The sequence below is a fragment of the Trichlorobacter sp. genome (assembly GCF_030247655.1).
Classification (GTDB): domain Bacteria; phylum Desulfobacterota; class Desulfuromonadia; order Geobacterales; family Pseudopelobacteraceae; genus Trichlorobacter.
In genome coordinates, this window is sequence record NZ_JAOTRZ010000315.1 from 1 (window position 1) to 2,406 (window position 2,406).

Consider the following 2,406-nt stretch of genomic DNA (forward strand, 5'->3'; position numbering starts at 1 on the left):
CAACCTGTTTCAGGGCAGCAAGACCAATCCGGCAGCCTTCGCCCATCCGCTGCAGACCGGCTGCGGTCAGCAGGCGATTCTGCTCCACCAGCGGCACCAGATCCGCAATGGTTCCCAGGGCCACCACATCAAGCCACTGCCTCAGATCCGGTCCGTTATGACCCAAAGCCCCTTGGTCACGCAGACGGCTACGCAACGCCACCAGCAGATTAAAGGCCACTCCTACCCCGGCCAGTCCCTTGAATGGATAACCACAATCCCGACGTTGGGGGTTAATCACGGCAACCGCATCCGGCAGTTGATCCAGTGGTTGGTGGTGGTCGGTTATGATCAAGTCAAGCCCGATACTACGGCAGAGCAAGGCTTCTTCAATGGCGGTGACCCCGCAATCAACACTGACGGCAAGACCGATGCCCCGCTCTTTGATCAGACGCAACGCATCGCCATTCAGGCCATAGCCATCCTCCATCCGGTTGGGAATGTGGTAACCTACATTGAGCCCCATTGCCATGAAGCCTGACACCAGCAAGGCCGTGGCACTGATGCCGTCCACATCGTAATCACCATAGATGCAGACATGCTCATTTGCTGCACGGGCAGCCAGCAGACGCAGTACCGCCTGTTCCATTCCGGCCATCAAAAACGGATCAAGCATACCTGCAAGGGATGGAGTAAGGAATGACGTAACCTGCTGTGGCTCAGTCAGTCCACGGCTTGCCAGGATACCGGCAGTAACCGGTGAAAGAGCGGTTGCTTTTGCCAAATCAGCAACTCTGGCTGAGTCAGTTTGTTTGAGTATCCATTGTTTGTGCATGGCAGAAACAGAAATCCCCCGACAAGCGGGGTCTTTTTGTAACCATTTCCAACTACTTGCCAGCAGGAAGCTGTTGCAGCATCTCCCTGGCCTGTCTAGCCAGATCACTTGTTTGGTCTTTCTGCAATAACGCCTCAAAGACCGCTTTAGCCTTGGCAGGCTGTTTCAGGTCAACCGCATACACAATGCCGGTATTAAAGAGACTCTGCAGATGCTTGGGATCCAGCTTGTTGGCCTTATCAAAGTTAGCCAGAGCACGATCATAGAATCCAAGTGCCCTGAACATCACCCCTTGATCAGTCAGCACATTGGCATTATTGGGATCAAGTTCAAGGGCCTTTCCATAGGCCTGCACCGATTTCTGGGCCTGATTGGAGTCAAAATAATCATTACCCAGGGTAATCCAGGCCTGCAGGTTTTTAGGATCTTTGGCAACCAGTTGCTCTAGCTCGGCAATCCGTGCAGCAGATTGACCTGGGTTGGGCATACCAGCAGAACCCTGTTGTATAGCTGCCTGTCCGGCTGGTGCCTTTGAACCGGCCATAAATTTACCGCCAACCATAACACCGATCAAAAAACCGATGATCAGGGCTGCAACACCAACAATAGTGGTTTCCTTGCTCATGGGATCTCCCTATGCCTTTGCTGGCTGTACAGTTCCTGTTTCACCTTTGTTCATGGCACGTTGTTCCAGCAACAACACCACCGGGCTGGCAACAAAGACCGATGAGTAGGTGGCAACACCAATACCCACCAGCAGGGCAAAGGAGAAGTCGTGGATCACCTCGCCACCCCAGAGAAAGAGGGAGATGGCAGCCAGAAAAGTGGTTAACGAGGTAATGATACTACGGGACAGGGTCTCATTGATGCTGTTGTTAAAGATCTTGTGCAGCGAACCTTTCAGATCTTTATGCAGGTTTTCCCTGATCCGGTCAAAGATAACCACCGTGTCGGTCAGCGAGTAACCGGTAATGGTCAGCACGGCAGTGATGAACAACAGGTTAAACTCCCTACCGGTCAGGTAGTAGGCCGCAAACATGGCCAGTACGTCATGCAGGGTGGCAACAACGGCGCCAACTCCAAATTTAAAGTCAAAACGCCAGGCAATGTAGCAGATGATACCCAGCATAGAGATAGCCACGGCAATAATAGTGTCTTTACGCAGCTTTTCACCAATGGAAGGACCGATCTCGGTGGTACTCTCTACCGTCACCTGCAGACCCGGCTGAGCCTTGACAAAGGCAGCTGGCACCAGCTCTGCCGCCTTGCCCACCGCCAAGGAACTCTTGCGGGGCAATTTAACCAGCAGTTTATTGCCTTCTTTCACCTCTTGCAGTTCTGCCTCAATACCGGCTGCATGCAGCGCCTTTCGGGCATCAGCCATGGCAAGCGGCTTGTCAAATTTAAGCTGCACCGAGGTGCCACCGGTAAAATCAATCCCCATATTGGCAGCACCCCTGCTCATCTGGATGATGGCAATGATGCCGATGATCGAAATAATAGCAGAGATAACAAACGAGATATTCCGCTTGCCGACAAAATCTATAGTAGTTTTTCCAAGAAATTCCAACATGGCAGCAGCTCCTTTATAT

Annotated in this window: 3 protein-coding genes; all 3 read right to left on the reverse strand. The window is 52.3% G+C overall.

Annotated features, from left to right (window positions below; translation table 11 throughout):
• A partial coding sequence (locus OEL57_RS16170; protein ID WP_300741903.1) for a single-stranded-DNA-specific exonuclease RecJ occupies nucleotides 1-763 on the reverse strand: 763 nt, incomplete at its 3' end.
• 103 nt (nucleotides 764-866) lie between these two features.
• Nucleotides 867-1,439 (reverse strand): tetratricopeptide repeat protein, encoded by a 573-nt coding sequence (locus OEL57_RS16175; protein WP_300741905.1) that lies wholly within the window; start codon nucleotides 1,437-1,439, stop codon nucleotides 867-869.
• A 9-nt stretch (nucleotides 1,440-1,448) separates the two neighbouring features.
• Nucleotides 1,449-2,384, reverse strand: a complete 936-nt coding sequence (gene secF, locus OEL57_RS16180) for a protein translocase subunit SecF (RefSeq protein ID WP_300741907.1) — start codon at nucleotides 2,382-2,384, stop codon at nucleotides 1,449-1,451.
• Between the last annotated feature and the right edge of the window lie 22 nt (nucleotides 2,385-2,406).

What these genes read in the sequence shown, in the direction of transcription:
- OEL57_RS16175 (WP_300741905.1), bottom strand. Translation starts at nt 1,439, where the DNA reads ATGAGCAAGGAAACCACTATTGTTGGTGTTGCAGCCCTGATCATCGGT.